The organism is Conexibacter sp. CPCC 206217, from assembly GCF_030646165.1.
GTDB lineage: Bacteria > Actinomycetota > Thermoleophilia > Solirubrobacterales > Solirubrobacteraceae > Conexibacter.
On record NZ_JAUTDO010000001.1, the window covers coordinates 908675 to 930270 of the forward strand.

Consider the following 21596-nt stretch of genomic DNA (forward strand, 5'->3'; position numbering starts at 1 on the left):
GCGGTGCGGCCGGTGGCCGCTGCGATAGGTGCCGGTCATCATCTCTCAGCCGTAGATCAGAGCCTGGTTGGCGGGCTCGTCGACGTTCTCGCGCGTGATCACCTTGACGCCCAGCGTCTGGAGCCGCTCGACCTCCTCGTCGTTGAGCGCGGCAACCGCGTCGCGCACGCCGGCGGCGCCCATGTCGGTCGTCTGCTGAGCGATCAGCAGGTCGACGATGCCCTCTCTGAGAGCGTCCGCGCCGGCCTTGCGCGCGTCGAAGTAGGCGACCGCGACGTCGTCGGAGACGTTCGCCTGGCGGACCGCCTGCACGACGCCGTCGGAGGCGTAGCCGTCGGTGCCGAAGATCCCCGTGATGTCGGGGTCGCGCTGAAGCGCGGCGGCGACGTCGGCGGCCGCCTTGCTGGAGTCCTCGTTGCAGTAGCCGTGGCCGACGATCTTGACGCTGCCGTCCGTCGCGTCGACCGCTCTCTTGCAGCCGCGGAAGCGATCGTCTGAGGAGGTGACGCCCGGCTGGACGTCCTCCACGAAGATCTTGCCTCTGCCGCCCATCTCCTTGATCAGCGCCTCGCACGCCGTCTGGCCGCCGCCGGCGTTGTCGGAGGTGATCAGTGAGACGGGGAAGCTGACGTCACCGCCCTCGTAGTCGCCGTCGCCGACCGGCGTGTCGATCGTGACGACCGGGATGCCGGCGTCGTTGGCGCGCTGCAGCGGGCCGATCATCGCCTTCGGGTCCGTCGGGGACACGACCATGGCATCCACTCTGCGCGCCGTGAGCGCGTCGACCATCGGCGTCTGCAGAACCGGGTCGTACTTCTGCGGGGCCTGCACGGTGAGGGCGACGCCGAGCTTGTCCGCCTCGGCCTGCGCACCCGCCTGCACCGACGAGTAGAACGGGCTGGCGTTGCCGAGCACGAGGCCGACGGTGAGCCCTTCGTTGTCGCTCGCCGAGCTGTCTGCGGTCGTGTCCGCCGCGGTCGCGGCCGCGGCCGTCGTGCCGCTGTCCGCCTCATCGTTGGAGCTGCCGCAGCCGAACGCGGCGCCCGCCACGACGAGGCTGGTCACGGCCGCGAGAATGCTTGCCCTGAGACTCATGCTGATCGCTCTTTCTGTCGTTATGCGGAACGTTTGGTGTCAACTGCACCTGCACGTGGGCCCAGGGGGGCACTGACCCGCGTACTACACGTACATCGAGAGGAGACTGCGAGAATGGTGAGTTGTCGCTACTTCAGCGTCGATTAAATGATCGACGCGCCGGCTTCGCCGAGCCGAGGCCGATGCTCCTTGGTTACACGAGAGAAGTGGTGGTGATCTCCGCCTGCTGCTCGGCCAGCACACGGTTGACGTCCCAGTGACCCGAGGCCCGTCCGCGCGGCGCCGGCTCGCTGACGACCTCGACGACGTAGGGACGCCCCGACGCGATCGCGACGTCGATCGCCGCGCGCAGGTCGCCGGGCCGCTCGACCCGCACCGCGCCTGCGCCCGCCGCCGTCGCGATCGCCGCGATGTTGAGCGCCGGCAGCCCGGTGTCGTCGTTGGAGAACGCCGTGCCGAACAGCTCGTTGTCGAAGTGCTTGCGATGGTAGACGGCGATCGAGCTGAAGAGCGCGTTGTTGCGCACGATCCAGACGACGGGGATCTCGTACTCGACCGCCGTCACCAGCGCGGTCATCAACGACGTGAAGCCGCCGTCGCCGATCTCGGCGACGACGACGCGGTCGGGCTCGGCCACCTTCGCGCCGAGCGAGGCGGCGATCGCGAAGCCCATCGTCCCCCAGCCGCTGGGGAAGTGCAGCAGCCGCGGGCCGTCGACGGGAAAGGTCTGCGCGATCGCACCACGCAGGCCGGCGTCGCAGAAGAGGATCCCGTCGGCGGGCATCGCGCCGCGCAGATCGGCCATCAGCCGCTCGGGCTTGATCGGCAGCGCGTCCGTCAGCAGCGAGGCGGCTATTTCCTGCTCCCAGCTGCGGCTGATCTCGGCCAGCTCCGGCGCGCGCCACCAGGGTGCCGCGGGGCCGGTCGCGGAGGTCGCGCGCAGCTGCTCGTGGATGTCCTCCACGGCCGCGCGCACGTCGGCCTGGATCCCGATGCGGACGTCGTACTGGCGACCGATCACCGACGGGTCGATGTCGACCTGCACGATCGCGCTGCGGTCGGCGCTGAGCGTGTGCTCGGGACTCCAGGAGCTCATGTCGAACTCGGCCAGGCGACTGCCGAGCACGAGCACGCAGTCGGCGCTGGTGATCAGCGCGTGCGCCGGCTTGGTCCCGAAGGGCGAGACGAAGCCGCCGTAGAGCTCGTGGTACTTGGAGATCGCGCCCTGGCCGCTGAGTGTCGTGACGACCGGGATCTGCAGCTGCTCGGCGAGCGCGGTGATCGCGCCGTCGGCGTCGGCCAGGACGGCTCCGCCGCCCGCCAGGATCAGCGGACGCCGCGCGCTGGCGAACAGCTCGGCCGCGCGCACGACGGCGTCGCGGTCGGGCCGGGGACGCGCCGCGAGCGCTCCGCGCGCGGCGATGTCGGGGATCTCGTACGCCTGCTTGTGCGAGAAGATGTCCAGCGGCACGCTCATCAGGATCGGGCCGGGAGCGCCGGTGAGCGCGACCCGGAACGCCGTCGCGATGCCGAACATCAGCACGTCGGGGTGGGCGACGCGCCATGCGCGCTTGGTCAGCGGCCGGGCGATCTCCCACTGGCTCGTGTCGCTGTGGAGGCTGACCTCCTGGAAGCCGTCGCGGCCGGCGTAGTAGCTCTGCGACTCGCCCGAGATCACGATCACGCCGGAGCAGTCCAGCGATGCGTCGCCGAGCGCGGCGACCGTGTTGGCCATGCCCGGGCCGCTCGTGGTGAGCACCACGGCGGGACGGTGGGAGACGCGGTAGTAGCCGTCGGCGGCGTGCACCGCCACCTGCTCGTGGCGGGTGCTGACGTAGCGGATCGTGGATCGTGACAGCGCATCGAGGAAGGCGACGTTGGTGTGGCCGGCGACGCCGAAGACGACGTCCACCCCGGCCTGCTCCAAAGCGCTGACAAGCGCCTGCGCGCCCGTGACCGTCGCCGATCTGCCGCCGGCGGTCGTTGTGTCGAGGCTCACGTCAAAGGCCTTTCTCGCGGGTGGACTGCTGCTCGAGGTTGTGGGACATCGCATGCGCCAGCTCGACGAGCCGCTGCACCGCACGCGTGCGGTCGCCGCCCGACATACGACCGATCGGGCCGGTGATGCCGACGGCGGCGACGACGAGTCCGAGGTCGTCGTGGATCGGGGCAGCGAGACAGACGAGCCCGGGGGCGAACTCCTCGACGTCGATCGCGTGCCCCTGCTCCTGGACGGTCGCGATGTTGCGCTCGAGCGCCTCGGGATCGGTGATCGTGTGCTCGGTCACCTGCTCCAGCGGCTTGGAGCCGATCAGCTCCCAGCGGCTGGCGCGGTCCAGACCGGCGACGAGCACCTTGCCGACCGCGGTGCAGTGGATGTCGCGCCGCGTGCCGATCGGCGCCGCGGCGCGCAGAGCGTGCGGGCTCTCGACCGAGTCGATGTAGATCACCTCGGAACGATCGAGCACCGCGACGTAGCCGGTCTCGCCGATCTCGGCCACGGCCGTCTCGAACAGCTCGCGCATCCGGCGCGAGAGCGCCGCTCCCGACTGCAGCCGCAACGAGGCTCGCGCGCAGAGGGCGGACATCCGCAGCCCCATGCCGTAGCGCAACGACGACGGGTCCTGACTGACGAGCCCGCGTGCCTCGAGGTTCGCCAGCATCCGGTGCACGGTGGCCTTCGGCATGTCGAGTTGCTCGACGAGCTCCGAGAGGCTGATGTCGTCCTGCGCCAGCAGGATCTCCTCCAGCACGCGCAGCACCCGCTGCACCGACTGCGAGAGACCCTGCTGAGCCCCGTCGACCTCCGGGAGCATTTTGGAACTCGTTTCCATTTTGGGAGTATAGGCAGCGCCTTCAGGGACCGTCAAGAAATAAGTCACCGTGACACGCCAACGCTCACCATCATGTCCACCGCGTTCGTTTAGTCACAAGGCCACCAAGAGAACGGCGCTTCGTCACGAGGCCCGTCACAGTCACTTACCATTGATAATTACGCTGCTACATCGCGGCCGGGGCTTGCCTTCCTCACGCGCGAGGTGTCGTCGCGATCATCGCGGGAGTCCCCGAGTGATCCATCCGGCGCGTTCTACCGCATTGTGACGTGATGGGTCGGGAACGTCTTTTCCTTCTGAAGGCGCCCCGGCGCGAGCGCCCCGGCCTTCCCCCTGCCGGGGCGCTCGTTCGCGCGTTACGGATGGCCCGCGAGCGTTCGTTGACCCAACCGGATACGCCAGATCCTCGAACAAACGTCCAGGGTGCGCTAAGGCACGCATCCGCCGGGGAAGGCCGCACGTCAACCTCCCGAGGGTCCCTCTCCTCCCTCACTTGAGGATCACGGACAAGACGCCCCGGACCGCTGGTAACGGTTCGGGGCGTCTTGCGTCTGCCGGCGGCACCCGATGGCGCGTCAGCAGTCAGACCTGGCGCGGGTGTAGCTGCGCGGCTCGCCGGCAAGGCTGCCTACCAGCAGGAGCCTTCGCAACACATCCGCTCCTGCTCCCCGACACTCCCGAGCGCCCCGGATCCCCCGCCGGGGCGCTCTGTCATTCCCGTCGATCGATCGGCGGACGCGGCATCGCCCTCTGACCCGTGCCCCGGCTCAGTACTCCATCCGGCGGTAGTAGCGGCGCGTCGTCAACGGGTGGTCGCGGAGCACCTCCAGGTGGGCGCTGACCCGCTCCAACAGCGTCGCGAGTACGACGTGCGGGACGAGCCGGCGGATCTCGGCCGGCACGCTCGGCAGCTCCTGCTCGGCCGCGTCGATCAGCAGGAAGCGGTCGGTCACCTGCGGCGCGAAGGCGGCGACGCGCTCGACCAGCACCCGGCTCGCGTCCTCGCCCGCGAAGGCGATCACGCTGACCTCTCTCTCGACCAGCTCGAGCGTCCCGTGGAAGAAGTCCGCGGCGTGGATCGGCCGCGTGCGGATCCACTGCATCTCCTCGAGGATGCAGGTGCCGTAGTACCACGCCTCCGTCCACGCCGGGCCGGCGGCGGTGAGGACGTGGTAGTCGTCGTGCTGGATCGAGGCGGCGATCTCGCGCGCTCGCGGCTCGAACGCCCGCTTCGCCTCCAGCAGCGCGTTCGGCAGCGCTCTCAGCCCCTCGACCGTCGCGGCGTAGCCGTCGCCGACACGTCCCCCGGCGTGCTCCACGACCGCCAGCGCGACGATCAGCGACTGCAGGTAGAACGACTCCGAGGAGGTGTCGTCCTCCGCGAACGTCGTGAAGTTGCGATCGGCCTGCCGCGCCACGGGAGTGTCGGCGTGGCCGGTCAGCGCGATCACCTTCGCGCCTCGCTCCTGCGCGTACGCGAGCACGTCGACGGCCTCTCTGGTCGTTCCCGACAGCGACGGGATCACGACGATCGAGCCGGCCCCGAGGTTGGCGTCGCCGACCGCCATCAGCTCGGCGGCGTGGACGAGCCGAACCGGGAAGGCGCAGCTGCGCTCGATCAGCTGCGCGGCCGGCTGCATCAGCACCCCGGCGCCGCCGGCGCCGAGGAAGAAGAGGTTGTCGGCACCGTCCTCCAGCAGCTCGGCGACGGCCCCGCGGATCCCCTCCGACAGCGCCAGCGCGTCGCTCTGGATCGTGCGGAAGCGGGACTCGTCGAAGTTCAGCATGTGCGTCCTCTCTCGCTGCGCGCGGCGTCGGCGTCGGCGCCGGCGAGCGGTCTGGTGGTCGTGGTGGTGTCGGCGTCGCGGCGACGGCGCTGCGCGTCGTCGGTCGCCACCGAGATCGAGAAGCCGTTCGCCGTCGGGCGCGACAGCGTGTCGCCCGCGTCGATCACGATCGTCGTCGTCGGAGCCGTCAGGATCGCCGGCCCCGCGATCGAGGCGCCGACGCCGAGGTCGGCGACGTCGTGGACCGGCGTCGGCGCGAAGGCGCCGAGCGCGGCCGAGTACGCGTCGCGCACGGCGCGCGGCGCGATCTCGGCGCTGCCGCTGGCGGCGGCGGCCGGCAGCTCGCGGGCGCGCCGGCCGGAGGCCGCCACCCGCCAGTGCAGCAACTCGACCGCCATCGCCGGGCGGTTGTAGGCGTACCGCTCCTGGTGTGCCGCGTGGAAGCCGGCGACGGTCGCCTCCACGTCGGGCCGCAGCCGGCCCGGCTCCATCGCCACCGGCACCGTCATCTCGTGGACCTGCCCGGGGTAGCGGGCGTCGACCGACCACTCGAGCGCGATCTCGCCGGGCGCGAACCCCTCCTCGCGCAGCTCCGCGCTCGCGCGCTCGCCGAGCTCGCGCAGCACGGCGGCGACGGCGTCGTGGTCGAGTGCGTCGGAGAGCGCGTGATGGGAGACGAGGTGGTCGTGGCGGACGTCGGTGACCGTCATGCCGAACGAGCAGAAGACGCCCGCCTGCAGCGGCACGAAGACCGCGCGCATCCCCAGCTCGCGCGCGAGCGCGGCGGCGTGGAGCCCGCCTGCGCCGCCGCCGCTGACGAGCGTGAAGCCGCGCGGGTCGATCCCGCGCTCGACCGAGACGCTGCGGATCGCCGCGACCATGTTGGCGTTGACGACGCGGATCATCCCGGCGGCCGCGTCGGCGACCGACAGACCGAGCGTCGCGGCGACGTGCTGCTCGACGGCGCGCGCGGAGAGGTCGGCGCGCAGCGTCCGCCGGCCGCCGAGGAACGCCTCCGGCGCGAGCCGCCCGAGCACGACGTTGGCGTCGGTGACGGTCGGCTCGGTGCCTCCGAAGCCGTAGCACGCCGGGCCGGGGCGGGCGCCGGCGCTGCGCGGCCCGACGCGCAGCGCGCCGCCGTCGTCGATCCAGCCGATCGAGCCGCCGCCCGCGCCGACCGACTGCACGTCGACGGCCGGCACGCCGATCGGCTGCGCCTCGACCTGCACGTCGCGGCTCATCGTCGCACGGCCGTCGGCGATCAGGCAGACGTCGAGGCTGGTCCCACCCATGTCGATCGCGATCAGGTCGCGCTGCGTCGCGGAGGCGTGGTAGAGGGCTGCCTTCGGCGCGGCGGCAGGACCCGAGGCGAGCACGTTGATCGGCCGCTTGACGATCTCGCGCACCCGCGCGCAGCCGCCGTTGATCTGCATGATCAGCGGCGGCTGCGCGAGCCCGCCCGCCCGCATCTCGGCCTCGAAGCGGGTGAGGTACTCGGCGATCCGCGGGACGATGTACGCGCTCAGCACCGTCGCCGACGTCCGCTGCCACTCGCGGATCTCCGGCAGCACGACGTGCGAGCAGATCACGTGCGCTGCGGGCAGCTCCTCGCGCACGATCTCGGCCGCGCGCCGCTCGTGGCCCGAGTTGAGCATCGACCAGAGGAAGGCGATCGCGACCGCCTCGACGCCCTCGTCGCGGAGCTGCCGCGCCGCCGCGCGCACCGCGGCCTCGTCGAGCGGCTGCACGACGCGCCCGTCGCGGTCGATCCGCTCGGGTACGCCGAGACGCAGCCGGCGCGGGACGAGCGGCTCGGGGTGCGGCAGGTGGACGTTGAAGCGCTCGGGCTTGTAGCCGTCGCGGAAGTAGAGGACGTCGCGGAAGCCCTCGGTGCAGAGCAGGCCGATCGCCGGGCCGTTGCGCTGGATCAGCATGTTCGTGGCGATCGTCGTGCCGTGGACGAGCACGTCGGTCGCGGCGAGCAGCCCGGCGCGGTCCCCGCCGAGCTCGCCGGCGATCGCGTCGAGCCCGCGGAGGATCCCGGCGAGCGGGTCGTCCGGGGTGCTGTCCTCCTTCCACAGCACGACCTCGCCGTCGTCCCGCACGACCGTGAAGTCGGTGAAGGTGCCGCCGATGTCGATGCCGATGCGGTGCTTGGCCATCAGGTCGTCCGTCCAGTCGTCGAGTTCACGGGGCCGCTCACAGCGGCGGGTTGAGCAGGTAGGCGTCCCCGGGCCGCATCACGCGGCGCAGCCACGGCGCCGCGCCCGGCTCGGCCGGATCGACCGTCGCGACCTCGCGCTCGGCCAGCTCGGCGCGCCGCGCCGCCGTCGCCTCGGCGTCGAGCTCGCGGCCGGGGGCCGGGCCGAGGACGACGCCGAAGACCTCTCGCGCCGTCTCCGCGCCGAGCAGGCCGTCGCGCACGTCCTCGCGCACGCGCGCCGGATCGCGCCGCTCGGGACGCCCGAAGCCACCCCCGCCGGTCGAGACGCTGACCCAGCGCTCGTCGCGGGCGACGCGCAGGCTGGCGGTCGAGGAGACGTAGGTGCGCGGCCCGCCGTCCGGTCGCTCGCTGTACTGACCGCCGCCGATCCCGGCGGTGCCGCCAAGCGCCCCGTGGGGCGGGTTGGCGCAGCCGTCGCCGCAGTTGACGACGATCATCTCCCCCTCCAGCGGCTCGGCGACGAGCCGCACCCCGGGCCCACCGATCCACTGGCCGAAACCCATCGACTCGGGCTCGATCTCGGCCTGCCGCACGCGCACCGGGTAGAGCAACTCGAGCTGCTCGACCGGCAGGATCTTCATCGCCCCGAGCGCGGCGAGGTTGTAGTAGAGCGGCCAGCCGTCGCAGCCGTGCGAGGCGCCGCCGCCCCCGGCGCTGTTGAGCATCGCGAACGCCCAACCTCGGCCGTCGCTGCCGGAGACGATCGGGGTGTTGGCGTTGCGCGTGCCGCCGGCGGGTACGCGCTCGGGGATCGCCTCGGCCATCGCCTTGTTGACGACGTCCTGCATCAGGTCCGACGGGATGCAGGTCGCGACGCTCGTCGAGGCCGGGTAAGCGGCGTTGCAGATCGAGCCGAGCGGGGCGCGGACCTCGATGTGGCGGGTCGCGCCGTCGTTGTGCGGCACGTCGGCGGCGACGTAGTAGAGGAACGGCACCGCCCCGGCGGCCTGCGCAGTCGCCTCCGAGCCGTTGACGCCGCCGTCGACCTGCGGGGCGCTGCCCTCGTAGTCGACGACGACGCGGTCGCCGGAGACCGTGACGCAGACGCGCACCGGCAGGTGCTCGACCGCGCCGCCGTCGCTGTCGACCCACCCCTCGGCGCGGTAGACGCCGTCGGGGATCGCGGCCAGCTCTCTCGACATCCGCCGGTCGGCGTAGTCGATCATCTCCTCGACGTAGACGAGCAACTGCTCGCGGCCGTGCTCATCGCCAAGCTCGCGCAGCCGCTGGGCGCCCTTCTCCGTCGAGCCGATCTGCGCTCGCAGATCGCCCTCCAGCAGGTCGGCGTAGCGGACGTTCGCGAGGTAGAGCCGGAGCACGTCCTCCCGCAGCGCGCCGCGCTCGACGAGCCGCGTCGGCGGGATCGTGATCCCCTCCTGCCAGACGTTGCGCGCGGACGGCACGACGCTCGAGGGGACCGGCGCCCCGGTGTCGAGCTGGTGCCCCTTGGTCACCGACCAGAACGCCGGCTCGCCGTCGAGAAAGACCGGCGCGGCGGTGACGAGGTCGCCGATGTGCGTGTTGCGCGAGTACGGGTCGTTGGCGAGGAAGAGGTCGCCGGGGTTCACGTCGCCGCCGAAGCAGCGCGCGATCTCCTGCACCAGCAGCCCCATCGACGTCGCGTGAATCGGCAGCGCGTCGAACATCGAGATCTGGCGGCCGCGGGCGTCGAACAGCGCGCACGAGTAGTCGTGCGCGAGCGCGATGATCGACGTCCACGCCGAGCGCTCGAGCGTCAGCGTCATCTCCTCGACGATCGCGTCGAAGCGGGAGAGCAGCACGCTGAACGTGATCGGGTCGACCTGCTCGGCCGTCGCGTCGCGCCCGCGCTGGGGTTCGGGAGTCACGGCTTCCTTCCTTCGGTTGGTTGTCGCACGCGTCCGCGCGCTCAGCGCGTCGCCCGGGTGCGCACGCGCCACTGGCTCACGAGGACGCCGACGAGGATCACGCCGCCCTGGACGACCTGCTGCGCGTAGTTGTTGATGCCGAGCAGGACCATGCCGTTCGCGAGGATCGTGATGAACAGCACGCCCAGCGCGGTTCCGACGATCGAGCCGCGGCCGCCCATCAGGCTCGTCCCGCCGATGATCACCGCCGAGATCACCTGGAACTCGAGGCCGACGCCGATCGTCGGGTCGCCGGCCGAGAGGCGCGCCGACTCCAGGATCGCGACGGCCGCCGCGAGCAGCCCGGTGATCGCGAAGATCGCGACGCGCACCGCGGCGACGGGGAGCCCGGAGAGGCGGGCCGCCTCGGCGTTGCCGCCGACGGCGTAGACCGAGCGCCCGAAGACGGTCTTGCGCGCGATGAACCAGAACAGCAGGAAGACGGCGATCAGCACGAGCGCGGGCACCGGGATCCCCGCGACTCTGCCGCTGCCCCAGAAGGAGAAGTGGTCGGCCTCGATCGAGATCGGCAGCGCGTTCGTGATCAGCAGCGCAAGGCCGGCGAGGCCCGTGTAGAGCGCGAGCGTCACGATGAACGACGGGACGCCGATGAAGGCGCGGATCGCCCCGCCGAGCGCGCCGATCAACGCCCCCTCCAGCAGCACGAGCACGACCGCGACCCCGAGCGGGAGCCCCGCGTGCTGCGTCAGCACGCCCAGCATCGCCGAGCCGAGCGCGACCGCCGAGCCGACGCTGATGTCGATCTCGCCAGCGATGATCACGAGCGTCATCCCGAACGCGATGATCCCGACGAAGGCCGCGTTCTGCAGGTTGTTGAGCTGGTTGTTGACGGTCAGGAAGTTCGGCGCCGAGATCGCGAAGGCGACGATCAGCGCCACCAGCGCGATCGGCAGCCCGATCGCGTTCGGGTCGATCCGTGCCGTCAGCGCACCGAGCGCACGCCGGCTCCCGTCGTCTGCCGCAAACCCCTGCTCGTCTCTCTCGATCTGCCCGGCGCTCACTGCTCGTCTCCCGTCGGTTGCTCCATCGACAACGCCAGCACCTGCCGGACGTCGGTCTCCGCCGCATCGAGGACGGACACGAGCCGCCCGTGGTTGAGCACGCCGATGCGGTTGCAGACCTGGAACAGCTCCTCCGTCTCGGACGAGACGAAGACGACGCTCTTGCCCTCGCCGGCGAGCGCGCGCACCAGCTCGTAGGTCTGCTCCTTCGCGTGCAGGTCGACGCCGCGCGTCGGCTCGTCGAGCAGCAGGATCTCCTTGTTCGCCGCCAGCCACTTGCCGAAGACCAGCTTCTGCTGGTTGCCGCCGCTGAGGCTCTCGGCGGGCGCGGTGGCGCTCGCCGCCTTGACGCTGAGCCCGCGCATCACCTCGCCGGCGAGGCGCCGCTCCGCCCGGGCGGAGATCACGCCCAGACGCTGGTGGTCGCCGCGGGCGACGAGCGCGACGTTCTCCTCGACGCCGAGGCCGAGCACGAGTCCCTCCGCCTTGCGGTCCTCGGGGGAGAGCCCGACGCCGGCGGCGATCATCCGCCGGGGCGTCGGCCGCTTCACCGCGCGGCCGTCGACCAGCACCTCGCCGCCGTCGGCGCGGTCGAGGCCGAAGATGCAGCGCAGCACCTCGGTCCGCCCCGCCCCCATCAGTCCGGCGAGGCCGAAGACCTCGCCGCGCCGCACGTCGAAAGTGACGTCCTCGACCTTCGGCCGCCGCGTTAGGTGCCGCACCGACAGCCGCACCTCGCCGCCCACGCGCACCTCTGCGGCGGCGGCCTCCGGCCGCTCCCAGGTGCCGCCGACCATCAGCGCGGCGACGCGGTCGGCGCTCGCCTGCGCGACGTCGAGCGTCGCGACGGCCCGGCCCTCGCGCATCACCGTCAGCGTGTCGGCGACGCGCGGGATCTCATCCATCCGGTGCGAGACGTAGATCACCGCGAGACCGCCCGCCGCGAGCCGTCTCACGAGCGCGATCAGCGCGCTGGCCTCCTCCTCGGCGAGCGCGCTGGTCGGCTCGTCGAGGATCAGCACGCGCGGCTCGGCGCTGAGCGCCTTCGCGATCTCGACGAGCTGGCGCTGGCCGAGGCTGAGCCGCTCGACCGGCAGCTCCAGCTCGAGCCGCTCGCCGAGCAGCGCGACGGCGCGCGCGGCCTCCGCCTTCGTGCGGCGCACGTCGACGACGCCCGGCAGGCGCCGGTGCCAGCGGCCGAGCATGACGTTCTCCCACACGGTCAGCCCCGGCACGAGGCTCAGCTCCTGGTGGACGACGGCGACGCCGGCGTCGCGCGCCTCCGCCGGGCTGCTCAACGTCACGCCCTCGCCGCCCAGCCGCATCACGCCGCTGTCCGGCTTGACCGAGCCGTTGACGATCCCGATCAGCGTCGACTTGCCGGCGCCGTTGCTGCCGAGCAGCGCGCGGACCTCGCCGGCGCCGACCGCGAGGTCGACGCCCGAGACCGCTCTGACGGGCCCGAAGGACTTGCTCATCCCCTCGAGCTCGAGGACGGGGCTTCTCATCTCACGTCGCCTCCGCTCAGCCCTTCGCCCGCGCGAGGTACTGTCTGACCGCGTCCGGGTCGCTGCGCGAGAAGAAGCTGCCCGGGACCAGCTGCGTGAACGGCGTCACGGGGTCGCCGGCCATCGCGCTTCTGACCGCCGCATACGCTCTCGTGCCGATCGCTCTACCGTCCTGCCCGGTGGTCGCCTGCAGGATGTCGTCGGAGGTCAGCAGATAGCCGGCGATCTGCGGGTTGATGTCCGTCCCGAAGACGACGACTCTGTCGTCGCCGGTCTTCGCCTTGACCGCCGCGCGCGCGCCGGAGGTCGCGCCGTCGTTGACCGTCCAGATCGCGTCGACGTCGGGATGCGCGGTGAGGATGTCCTGCGTCACCTTCGCGGCCGTGTCAGAGGCGTACCCCGTCTGGTCGGCGACGAAGTCGACGTCGAGCCCTCTCAGCGCCTCCTTGAAGCCCGCCTTGCGCTGGCGACAGATGTCGAACTCGTCGCAGTTGAGCAGCGCGACCTGCGCTCTGCCGCCGAGCTCTCTCCTGATGTAGTCGGCGGCGTATCTGCCCGTCTCGCTGCCGAGGTCCGCGTTGTCGGCCTCGATGTAGGCCTTCACGTTCGCTCTGCTGTCCTCCGGCGAGAGGCAGGTGTTGTAACAGATGACCGGGATCCCGGCCTGGTTGGCCTGCTTGACCCCCGCGAGCGACGACGTCGGCGAGATCGGGCCCATCACGATCGCCTTCACGCCCCGCGAGATCAGGTCCTGGACGTCCTTCAGCTCCGCGCTCGCGTCGTTGTTCGTGTTGACGGTGATCACCTTCCCGCCGTCCTGCGCGGCGGCGGCCGACAGCGCGTCGCCGACCTCCTGGTAGAAGTAGACGCTCTGGTTGGTGAGGTAGCCGATGCTGAAGCTCTTCCCGCCTGACGACGATCCCCCGCCGGCGGAGGCGCCGCCGTCGTCGTCGGAGGCGCCGCACCCCGCCAGCAGCGCCGCGAGCGCCGCGACGAGCGCCAGCGAGAGCACGCCGCGCCGGCGGCGAGACGTGCGATTGGGACTGTGCGACATCACCTTCTCCTTCGTTCGATGCTGGGTGGGGGTCATGACGGAATCTCGATCGGTTCGAGCGGCAGCGGTGCCTGGCGCCACGCGCCTCGATGCGCGCACGTCCGCGCGGCGGCGGCGGTGGCGCTGCGCATGCAGCGCTCCAGCGGCGCGCCGGCGAGCCGGGCGGCGGTGAACGCCGCGATATAGCTGTCGCCCGCGCCGCAGGTGTCGACGACCGCGACGTCGGCCGCCGCGGCCAGCTCGACGACCCCGTCGCCGGCGACGGCGACGCTGCCCGCGGCGCCGCACAGGCCGACTGCGACGCTCGTCCCGCGCTCGATCGCGGCGGCCAGCCGGCGGGTGACCGGCGGCCCCGGCGCCTCGGCGAAGGAGTAGAAGGCGACCGCGAGCGGCGCCGGCAGCTCGGCCTCCACGTCGGTGGCGAAGTCGTAGCTCATCGGAACGCCGTGCGCGGCCATGGCGCGCGCGAGCACCTCCGGGTCGGCGAGGGCGGCGCCGTGGACCCAGCGCATCCCCGCCAGCAGTTCGACGTCGGCCGCGGACGGGCGATAGCCCCGCAGGGAGCGCAGCTCCTCCGCCTCGATGACGCGATCGCCGTCGCCCATCAGCCGCAGCCAGGTGCGGTCGGTCGGCTCCGTGCCGCGCACCATCCGCTCCGTCCGGACGCCGGCCGCGGCGAGCCCGGTCCGGATCGCCTCGCCGGCGGCGTCGTCGCCGGCCGCTCCGAAGTAGGCGGAGCGCTCCCCGGCGAGCGCCCAGCCGACCGCCACGTTCGCGGCGTTGCCGCCGATGTAGCGGCCGTCGCCGTAGTCGTCGATGCAGCAGTCGCCGACCGACGCCATCGTGGCGCACGCGTCGTGGCGGGCGGATTCCGGGTACGGCAAGTCGACTCCTTCGCGAGCGAGCGTCGTGGCTGGTTGTGCGACGGCGTGAGCGGAACGGCGAGTGAGAGCGCTTTCACTCTCGCGGAGAGAACGCTATCACCGTAATAGTGAGAGCGCAATCACTCGCGCCGCCCGCTGTCTATATGCTGTTGCGCCATGGCGATCACGCTCCGCGACGTCGCGCTCCACGCGCAGCTCTCCCAAGCGACCGTCTCCCGGGCGCTCGGCGACTATGGAAAGGTCAGCGCGACGGCCAAGAAGCGCGCGCTGCAGGCGGCCGAGGAGCTCGGCTACCGTCCGAACGCTGTCGCACGAGCGCTCGTCTCCGGCTCGACGAAGACGATCGGCCTGATCGTCAGCGACATCGAGAACCCGTTCTTCGCGACGGTCGCCCGCGGACTCTCGGACACCGTCGAGCCCGACGGCTACATGGTGCTGCTGGCGAACTCGAACGAGGACCTCGAGGAGGAGCGCAGAGCCGTCAACGCCTTCCACCGGCGGCTCGTCGACGCGCTCGTCGTCGCCCCCGCGTCGGCGAGCGAGGGCAGCCACCTGCTGAGCCCCGACCGCTCGGTGCCGCTGGCGCTGATCGACCGCGCGGTACGCGGTCTCCACGTCGACACCGTGCTCGTCGACAACAGGGGCGCCGCGGTCTCGTGCGTCAACCACCTGCTGAGCCTCGGCCACCGCACGATCGGCGTCGTCTCCGACCACCCCGAGATCGGCTCCTCGTCCGAGCGCCTGCGCGGCTACCGGCATGCGCTCAAGAGCGCCGGGGTCGCGGTCGACCCGGAGCTGGTCGCGCTCACCAGCCCGACGCGCAGAAGCGCGCACGACGCGGCGATTCGGCTGCTGCAGGATCACCCGGAGATCACGGCGATCTTCACCACCAGCAACTTCATGACGGTCGGCGTCTTCCAGGCGATCCGCGAGCTCGGCCTCAAGGTCCCCGAGCAGCTCGCGCTCGTCGGCTTCGACGACCTCGACTGGACGACGCTCGTCGATCCCCCGCTGACGGTCGTCGCGCAGCCCGCGGAGCAGATCGGCCGCGAGGTCGGCCAGACCGTCCTCGCGCGCCTGCGCGGCGATCAGGGCAGACCGCGCCGGATACGCCTCAAGACGAGACTGATCGTCCGCGCCTCGGCGGGCGAACTGCTGAGCCGGGCCGCCGAGACGCCGGTGGCCACGCCGAACGGAGCGGACGACGAGTTGTAGATCCCGAGCCATGGGGCGCCGCCAACGGGCGCGATTGCCCAGACGCTCACCGCTCTCGCGCGACCGTGCGCATCAGCACGATCCGGCTCGAACTCCTCGCCCCGGATCGTCCAACAGTCGCATGTGGCCCTCATAGCGGCGCCGCACCCCGAGCGCCAGCGGATCCGGGCCAGTGTCGAGCAGCAGGTGAATCTCGCCGATGTCACGCAGCTCCACCACCTACAGCGCTGGCGACAGCAGGTGGAAGGTCATCCACCGGCAAGGTCACAAACCAGCAGGAGCACCCGAAAAGTCAGCCCGCTGGCACCCGCAGGCCGCCGACCGCGCGTGCCAGATGCAAAGCATGACACCGGCAACCCCCTCAGATACGCGAAAAGCCCGGCGTTAGCTGGGCTTTTCATCAATCGGGGAGCCGAGATTTGAACGCGAAGGGAAGCGCCCACGCGGCGCGTTTGCGCTGCATATCAGCGCATCTCAGTACGCCCGGATACGGCGAGTAACGCATCGAGTGGAACCTCAGATGGAACCTCCGGCTACGGCCGCAGGGTGCAGCTAAGACGGTGTAACGGTATCCAAAGCAGCACGACACGCACGTGATGCCACGAGCCACCGAAACAGTTCGCCCCGATCCGCTCTGAGCTGCTGGGCAGCTGGGCAGACCGGGGCAAACGAATTAGCGGAACTGCAGTTCTCGTTGACAACTGATGCCGAGCCGCCGGCTGCTTGATCTCAGTGATCCTTTCGTCGCGACAAGGACCACATCCAGAACGCCGACACGAGGAACACAACCATGCCAGCATAAAACAGCCGATCGTCAACAAACGCTCCTACAATCGCAACCAGCGCAGCGATGACAAAGATGCTCCGTGGCAAGAACGGTACGTGCACAGAACAATCCTCAGTCGTCGCCGTTGATCCGGTGGCCGATGCGCGCTCCCGCCCGTCCGGCCGTGATGCCACAGACCGCAACGGCTGCACCAATGGCAAGCCCCCCGGATCCAGCAGCGCCGGCGGCGCCACCAGCGCAAACAGCTCCCGTCTCGACAAGGTCTACTGCGGAATTGAACACGTCCCCGAAGATCGAGAGCCCGGTCAGGTCGTAGTCATTGATGGGATCGGCCCCTGCATACGCGTATCGGTTGCCGTTGCTGAGGTCGGCGGCTTGGTCGAGTGGGTCTTGCTGGGTCCAGCGGCCGGTGTTGGAGTCGTACCAGCGGTAGCCGTAGTGGACGAATCCGTTGGTGGTGTAGCCGGCGTTGTAGCCGAAGGGGTCGGTGAGTCCGGTGGCGGTGCGGCGGCCGTAGGGATCGTAGCTGTAGCTGCCTTGCACGGTGGCAGCGTACTCGGCGTCTCCGACCGTGTCAGCGAGTCCGCTGACATTGCCCTGTCCGTCGTAGAGGTAGTAGTACGTGTCCCCGCCGGGGCGCAGTTGGCTGATCAGCGTGCCGTCGTTGTCGCGCACGTAGTAGGTCGCTCTGCCGCCGGTGACGGTGCTGCTGATGCCCAGCAGCGTGTTGCGCAGGTCGGTGCTGCCGTCCTGGGTCTGCTCGGTCTGGGTATGGCCGGCGTAGGTGGCCGACGCTCTGGTGCCGGCGGGTGGCAGGAAGCTGGTCGTCTGTCCCATCGCGTTGTAGCCGAGTGCCAGTCTGCCGGGTCCGGCGGTGAGCTGGCCCGCGCCGTCATAGGTGTAGGTGGCGCCAGCGGTGCTGGTGTCGGAGACGAGCAGATTGTCCTGGTTGTAGGCGTAGGTCACGCTGCCGGCGTTGTCGGTGCGTCTGGTGATGTTGCCGGCCGCGTCGTAGCTGTACTGGTAGGTGCGCAGGATCGGCCCGAGCGCTCCGTCGCGCACGGTCACCTGCTGCAGGCGCCCGTCGTCGCCGTAGCTGTAGAAGGTGATCTCGCCGGCGATGCCGTCGATCATCGTCGCGCGGCGGTCGCCGTCATAGGTGTAGGTGTAGCTGGCCAGCTCGCTGGACCCCTCGCCGGTGATGAAGTCGTCAACCCGCGTCGTCAGTCTCAGCAACCGGCCCCCGGCGTCCAACTCGCGCGTCATCGCGACGCTGTTGGGATAGGTCGTTCTCGTACGCTCCCCGTCGGCGTCGTAGGCGAACGTCGTCAGATCGCCGCTCGGATCTCTCAAAGAGGCGAGGCGGTTGGCTCTGTCATAGGTGTAGGTGACCGTGCCGCTGACGTCGGTGAATCTGGTCAGGTTGCCGGCCGGGTCGTAGGCGTAGCTGGTGGAGTTGCCGCTGCTGCTGCGTGAGGTCAACTGCCCGAGCGGGTCGTATCTGTAGGCGGTCGTGCCGCTGGCGTCGGTGCGGGCGAGGAGGTTGCCATCGTCGTCGTAGTCGTAGGTCGTCGTCGTTCCCGTGTCGGGCACGACTCTGGTGACCCGGTCCAGCAGGTCGTAGGTGTACGTTCTGCTCACGCCCCGCCCGTCGGTGATTCTCGTGGGCCGGCTCAAGCTGTCATACGCGATTCTCGTTACGCCGATCTGGCTGCCCGTGCTCACCGCCGCCGGCGTGATCGAGGTGAGGTTGCCGGCGGTGTCGTAGCCGTATCTGGTGACGTTGCCGTTGGGATCGGTCGCGCTCGAAACCAGCCCGCGGCTCCCATACGCCAGCGTCGCCTGCACCGCGGGCGTTGAGCTGTCGGCGATGTCGGTGAGGTTGCCGACCGAGTCATAGGTCCGGGTCAGCACGCGTCCGTTGGGGTCGGTCTCCGTCTGCGGCAGGAACGGATTCGCCACGCCGTAGGTGTAGGACGTCGTCAGGCTTCTCCCGCCCTCGAGCCCCTGTCTGGTCTGCTGCAGCACACCGTCGGCGTCGAACGTCGACGCGGTCGAGATCCCGCTCGAGGCGTTGGAGGCAGCGGTGAATCTCGCGACCTGCTCACGCGGCCCCCACTCAGTGCTCGCAGACCCGCCCAACGGATCGATCGTCTTCACGACGCTGAACGACGCATCCGCGCAATATCTGGTCGCGAACCCGTTGGGGTCGGTCACCGTCGTCATCGACGACGACGGGCTCGCCGGACAGCCGGCGGCTGGCGTCGCGGTGTAGGCGTATCTCGTCGTCGGCCCCGTCGTGTGGAGCGCGTCGGTGGTCTGCGTCACCGACTCCACTCTGCCCGTGCCCGTCACGTACGCGATTCTCGTCACGTTCCCCGCCGGCGAGGTGACGCTCGTCAGCCGCGAACTCGTGTACCCGTACAGGGTTCTGTCACCCGTCGGGCTCTGCACGCTCGTCAACTGCCCCGACCCGTCATAGGCGTACACCCAACTGCGGCCGGACGGGTCGGCGACTCTCGTGACCCGCACCCCTGTCGCGTCCGTGGTGACCGTCAGCACGCGCCCTTGGCTGTCGGTGATGCTCGCAAGGGCGCCTCTGCCGTCATAGGCCGGTCTGACCGTGTTGCCGTTGCGATCGGAAACGGACACCAACTCGCCCTGGGATGCTGAGCCGAACGTCCATCTCTCCCCGGTCTCGCGCCACGTCAACGTGAACGGCGGGTTCGCGCCGGCACCGGTGGCGTCGACCTTGATCGCCGAGCCCCATCTGCCCCCGGCATAGGTGAAGCCGTATCTCGCCCCGTCGCCGGGCTGAAACCAGAACTGGTTGGCGACCGAGTTGTCGATCGAGGCCGCCGTCCAGCGACTCGCCCACCCGAGGCCGAGCCCGCCGTCGGTGGTCATCGCGCTGCTGTAGGTGCGCGGGAACTCAAACGACAGCCCCGTCCCGGCGATGCTGAGGTCCGTCGCGTTGACCGCCAGAAATCCCGATCCGCGATCGACCGAGATGGACTCACGATCCGACACGGGATACGTGTCAAACGACGCGCTCTCACGATTGCCGCTCGTCGCCGCGCCCCATCTCTGATGCCATGCCGCCGCGCCTGCATCCGCTGCGTGCACGCAAGCCGTGCCTACGATCGCGCACGCGACCGCGAGGCCAATGCCGCCCCTGAACCTCATGAACTCAATTCCCCTAACCGACGAGCAGACCGCCGCCGAGTCGTCACCAATGCGCAGCAACGTACTGAGCGCTCAAAGCGCCCGCAAGGAAGCCGCACCTGCGGGCGGTGGACCGAAGGGACAGCTCGCCTGGCCCCGGCGGCACTCCGACTTCGGGTTTGACCGATGCGACGGTTCTCGAACCGAGAGTCTCAGCCGCTCGGAGACCTCCGAGCGTCTGGTCATCCTTCGGACCGACACCAGACATTTCAGGTTTCACGGGTGGAGCAGGCACCCGCTGAGGCCCCCGCCGGGCCCTAAGCGGCCTCATTCGTGACCGTTGGTCCGTGCGCCTTCGACTTTCGTCTCGTGCCGGCGTCGACGGCCGCCTCGGCGGGTGGGATTCATCTCTTGTCTGCGCCGACGGGTGCGACGTGCGCTTCCTGCCGGGACTTCGCCCGATGCTCGCCGGGCTCCTGCCCGAAGCGTGACCGCCGCCCCAGAGCGGCGCGCGCCCTGACGCGGTGCGGCCGCCCAAGCCTGCCGCACGCCGCGCGGTGGCGAAGTTCCTAGCGGGATGTGGGCCCGCGCGACGAATGAAGGGCCACGAGCCTGCGACAATCTCCTAATTCGCGGTGACGCGTTGAACGCACTCACGAGCTTGACCAGCCTTCTGGAGCTTGCAGCGCACCTCAATGGCTCCGTTCGCCTGTGCTACATCGATCCGTCATTCAATACCGGACAGGCTTTCACCAGTACGACGACGCGCTTGAGCACTCGGTGTGGCTGACGATGATGCGCGACCGTCTTGAGAAGGTGAGCGCATGCTCTTGGTGCATCTCGATGACGCTGAGATGGCCTATTGCCGGGTGCTGCTGGACGAGATCTTCGGTCGCGATGCGTTCGTTGCAACGATTATTTGGCAGAAGCCCACTAGTCGCGACACCGAGCAGCCTTCTCCTCGATGCATGATTACCTGCTTGTGTACTCACCGATGGGCTCCGAATGGAAGGACACTCGTAACCGACTGGTCGATTAGGGCGAATATTCGAACCCCGATGATGATCCCCGCGGGCCGTGGCGATCGGTTCCGATGAGCGCCCAGGCAGGACACGGGACCGCTAGCCAGTTCTACGAACTCGAAACGCCGACTGGAGCTAGACATTGGCCTCCAGAGGTTCGCGCGTGGACGTACACGCAGAAGCGCCTCGAAGGACTCATTGCTGAAGATCGCGTGTACTGGCCGAGAAGAGGCTCATAGACCGTGTCCTCCACACCGCGACAGATCCCGGAGACCTCGTCCTTGATTGCTTCGCGGGTTCCGGAACTACTGCAGCGGTCGCTCAGAAGGTGGGTCGACGCTGGATCGCCTTCGCCGCACGCTGGCGACGCACGGGCACGAGGCTAGCGACGAGTTGCGCGTACGGGATTCCCGCTCGACCACGACAGGTCAGGACTTCGCGTATGCGCCGCAGCGCGCCGTAGCATCGCCTCACATGGAGATGCACTCGGCACTCGACTGCCTGAACTCGATGCTCGCCAGAACCGGCGCGGACGCGTCTACCCCAGCGCTCGATTCGATCTGGCCTGTGATCCAGCAGTGGGCCGCCACACCTGTCACCGACGTCAGTGGGCACGACAGCGACCTGATGCTCTACGAGACCGCCCTGTCGCTCAAACCCGCGTCCCGCCACCAATCGCCACCGCACTTCTGGATCGGCATCACACGCCAGTTCGCCCCGAACGACGAGGAAGTCGAGGGCATCTGCATCGCACTCGAATACGAGCACGACGAACAGCTCGCGGCCACCGTCACGATGAGCGGACCCGAGCACGGCTTCGGGGCGCAGACATGGGGGCAGGCTGGAACAGACGAGATTCACAGATGGTCGAGCGCAGTCGAGACCGAGCGCGGATTCGCGATCGCCCGCCACCGAATCCCGCGCAGCATGACCATCGAATACGGCGGCGGCTGAGCACCACCCGATACGCCACCACACGGGCCGCGCCGATCTCACCGTCGAGGACGGGCACCGCCGGCCCGCGGGATGCACCCACTCCGACGCTCGCGTCGAGGGCAGCGACGAGGGCAAGCGACATCGCTAGAGATCGTCCGCGCACTTGGAAGCGCTGAG

The 21596-nt window shown here is 70.0% G+C and carries 14 protein-coding genes; 3 read left to right on the forward strand and 11 right to left on the reverse strand.

The features are described from left to right. Window positions 1–45 precede the first annotated feature (45 nt). The 10 genes from Q7L65_RS04335 to Q7L65_RS04380 form a co-directional block, all read right to left on the reverse strand. The gene (locus tag Q7L65_RS04335; protein ID WP_304719021.1) at window positions 46–1095 is read right to left on the reverse strand and encodes an ABC transporter substrate-binding protein; all 1050 of its coding nucleotides are present in this window, start codon (window positions 1093–1095) and stop codon (window positions 46–48) included. Window positions 1096–1288: 193 nt separating this feature from the next. Next, window positions 1289–3094 (reverse strand): thiamine pyrophosphate-binding protein, encoded by a 1806-nt coding sequence (locus Q7L65_RS04340; protein ID WP_304719022.1) that lies wholly within the window; start codon window positions 3092–3094, stop codon window positions 1289–1291. Window position 3095: 1 nt separating this feature from the next. Continuing rightward, a complete protein-coding gene (locus Q7L65_RS04345) occupies window positions 3096–3911 on the reverse strand; it encodes an IclR family transcriptional regulator (RefSeq protein ID WP_304719023.1) in 816 nt (271 codons plus the stop codon). Window positions 3912–4696: 785 nt separating this feature from the next. Then, window positions 4697–5716, reverse strand: a complete 1020-nt coding sequence (locus Q7L65_RS04350) for an SIS domain-containing protein (RefSeq protein WP_304719024.1) — start codon at window positions 5714–5716, stop codon at window positions 4697–4699. Then, window positions 5710–7878 (reverse strand): hydantoinase/oxoprolinase family protein, encoded by a 2169-nt coding sequence (locus Q7L65_RS04355; RefSeq protein ID WP_304719025.1) that lies wholly within the window; start codon window positions 7876–7878, stop codon window positions 5710–5712. Before Q7L65_RS04355 ends, Q7L65_RS04350 begins: the two co-directional genes overlap by 7 nt. 37 nt (window positions 7879–7915) lie before the next feature. Continuing rightward, window positions 7916–9787: a hydantoinase B/oxoprolinase family protein gene (locus tag Q7L65_RS04360; RefSeq protein ID WP_304719026.1), complete on the reverse strand. Its 1872-nt coding sequence runs from the start codon at window positions 9785–9787 to the stop codon at window positions 7916–7918. Between the two features lie 41 nt (window positions 9788–9828). Further along, the gene (locus Q7L65_RS04365) at window positions 9829–10848 is read right to left on the reverse strand and encodes an ABC transporter permease (protein ID WP_304719027.1); all 1020 of its coding nucleotides are present in this window, start codon (window positions 10846–10848) and stop codon (window positions 9829–9831) included. After that, the gene (locus Q7L65_RS04370) at window positions 10845–12356 is read right to left on the reverse strand and encodes a sugar ABC transporter ATP-binding protein (protein ID WP_304719028.1); all 1512 of its coding nucleotides are present in this window, start codon (window positions 12354–12356) and stop codon (window positions 10845–10847) included. Before Q7L65_RS04370 ends, Q7L65_RS04365 begins: the two co-directional genes overlap by 4 nt. Window positions 12357–12372: 16 nt before the next feature. Beyond that, window positions 12373–13410, reverse strand: a complete 1038-nt coding sequence (locus tag Q7L65_RS04375) for a substrate-binding domain-containing protein (protein ID WP_304719029.1) — start codon at window positions 13408–13410, stop codon at window positions 12373–12375. Between the two features lie 32 nt (window positions 13411–13442). Continuing rightward, on the reverse strand, window positions 13443–14294 hold the full coding sequence (locus tag Q7L65_RS04380; RefSeq protein ID WP_304719030.1) for a PfkB family carbohydrate kinase: 852 nt from the start codon (window positions 14292–14294) through the stop codon (window positions 13443–13445). Window positions 14295–14450: 156 nt separating this feature from the next. Between Q7L65_RS04380 and Q7L65_RS04385 the strand changes: the two genes are divergently transcribed. Beyond that, window positions 14451–15509, forward strand: a complete 1059-nt coding sequence (locus tag Q7L65_RS04385; RefSeq protein ID WP_304719031.1) for a LacI family DNA-binding transcriptional regulator — start codon at window positions 14451–14453, stop codon at window positions 15507–15509. A gap of 898 nt (window positions 15510–16407) precedes the next feature. On the opposite strand, the gene Q7L65_RS04390 is transcribed toward Q7L65_RS04385, so the two are convergent. Then, window positions 16408–19482 (reverse strand): RHS repeat-associated core domain-containing protein, encoded by a 3075-nt coding sequence (locus tag Q7L65_RS04390; protein WP_304719032.1) that lies wholly within the window; start codon window positions 19480–19482, stop codon window positions 16408–16410. A gap of 1236 nt (window positions 19483–20718) precedes the next feature. Here Q7L65_RS04390 and Q7L65_RS27675 point away from each other — a divergent pair. Together Q7L65_RS27675 and Q7L65_RS04395 are read left to right on the forward strand one after the other, a co-directional pair. After that, on the forward strand, window positions 20719–20946 hold the full coding sequence (locus Q7L65_RS27675) for a DNA methyltransferase (protein WP_370552520.1): 228 nt from the start codon (window positions 20719–20721) through the stop codon (window positions 20944–20946). A gap of 11 nt (window positions 20947–20957) precedes the next feature. Then, window positions 20958–21437 carry a hypothetical protein gene (locus Q7L65_RS04395; RefSeq protein ID WP_304719033.1) on the forward strand — a complete coding sequence of 160 codons (480 nt, stop codon included), beginning with the start codon at window positions 20958–20960 and terminating at the stop codon, window positions 21435–21437. The last annotated feature ends 159 nt before the right edge of the window (window positions 21438–21596 follow it).

What these genes read in the sequence shown, in the direction of transcription:
- Q7L65_RS04335 (WP_304719021.1), bottom strand. Translation starts at nt 1,095, where the DNA reads ATGAGTCTCAGGGCAAGCATTCTCGCGGCCGTGACCAGCCTCGTCGTG.
- Q7L65_RS04345 (WP_304719023.1), bottom strand. Translation starts at nt 3,911, where the DNA reads ATGCTCCCGGAGGTCGACGGGGCTCAGCAGGGTCTCTCGCAGTCGGTG.
- Q7L65_RS04350 (WP_304719024.1), bottom strand. Translation starts at nt 5,716, where the DNA reads ATGCTGAACTTCGACGAGTCCCGCTTCCGCACGATCCAGAGCGACGCG.
- Q7L65_RS04355 (WP_304719025.1), bottom strand. Translation starts at nt 7,878, where the DNA reads ATGGCCAAGCACCGCATCGGCATCGACATCGGCGGCACCTTCACCGAC.
- Q7L65_RS04370 (WP_304719028.1), bottom strand. Translation starts at nt 12,356, where the DNA reads ATGAGAAGCCCCGTCCTCGAGCTCGAGGGGATGAGCAAGTCCTTCGGG.
- Q7L65_RS04375 (WP_304719029.1), bottom strand. Translation starts at nt 13,410, where the DNA reads ATGTCGCACAGTCCCAATCGCACGTCTCGCCGCCGGCGCGGCGTGCTC.
- Q7L65_RS04385 (WP_304719031.1), top strand. Translation starts at nt 14,451, where the DNA reads ATGGCGATCACGCTCCGCGACGTCGCGCTCCACGCGCAGCTCTCCCAA.
- Q7L65_RS04390 (WP_304719032.1), bottom strand. Translation starts at nt 19,482, where the DNA reads ATGAGGTTCAGGGGCGGCATTGGCCTCGCGGTCGCGTGCGCGATCGTA.
- Q7L65_RS04395 (WP_304719033.1), top strand. Translation starts at nt 20,958, where the DNA reads ATGGAGATGCACTCGGCACTCGACTGCCTGAACTCGATGCTCGCCAGA.